The sequence below is a fragment of the Serratia sp. HMSC15F11 genome (assembly GCF_001808215.1).
GTDB lineage: Bacteria > Pseudomonadota > Gammaproteobacteria > Enterobacterales > Enterobacteriaceae > Serratia > Serratia nevei.
Genome location: NZ_KV792492.1, coordinates 1 through 920 on the forward strand (window position 1 = coordinate 1; position 920 = coordinate 920).

1 protein-coding gene is annotated in these 920 nt (G+C 59.5%); it reads right to left on the reverse strand.

From position 1 onward, the window contains the following. Positions 1 to 565: recombinase family protein (locus HMPREF3138_RS18130; protein ID WP_070559209.1), on the reverse strand; the 565-nt coding region annotated here is incomplete at its 3' end. Between the last annotated feature and the right edge of the window lie 355 nt (positions 566 to 920).

Consider the following 920-nt stretch of genomic DNA (forward strand, 5'->3'; position numbering starts at 1 on the left):
CCTTCTCAAGGTGGCGGTAAATCGCGCTCCTGCTCAGATTTAACTGCTTGGCTATGGTGGCTATTGGTACCCCCATGGCGCGGCGCATGACTATCTCCCCCGCTTCTTTCGCGCCGATCTTGGTCGGGCGTCCGAACTTCTGGCCACGGCTCTTTGCGGCCTCGATCCCTGCCGCCTGGCGTTCCAGTATGAGCTTGCGCTCCATCTGCGCGAAACTCGCCATGATGCCGAGGACGGCCTGTCCGACGGCGCTGCTCAAATCGACACCCTCGCGGATGCTGACCAGGGTTACTTTTCGTTTCTCCAGCTCCTCGACCAGTTCGAGGGCGTCCCGGGCGTTCCTGCCGATGCGGTCGATCGCGTAGATGACCAGCGTGTCGCCCTCCTGCAGGATCTGGTTCAGGAGGATGCCGAGGGCTGGACGCTCGCGTGGTGGTACCGTCCCGCTGATCCCGTCGTCGGCGAGGATGGAGGCTGTTGGGAACCGGGCGATGATGGCGTCGCGCTGGCTGTTGCTGGTTTGTTCGTCGGTTGATACGCGAACGTAACCGTATGTTTTGCTCACTTTTTTCTCTCCTCTGACCGATACGTCTCTTTCGACACAACATGCCACAACTGTACCGAAAGTCTATCGCTAAAGTGTCTATTTCGTCGCTTTGTCGGGTGTCCCGGAATGTAGGGGATTAGCGACGGCCTCCAGGCGGCTCTCCGCGCTGGGCGAGAGCCCTGCGCCCTCTGCGTTGATGTCTGCGCGGTGTCGTGACGGCATGCTGTCTGAGCGGCGTTTGCTGCCGCTTTGCTGATAACTTGCTGAGAACCAAACCATGACCGAAATCAAAACCGAATGCCCGGACGCGACCTGGCTGCGTACCACGCTTGCTGAAATGGCGAGTGACCATTTTCCCGTTTATGACCTTCCT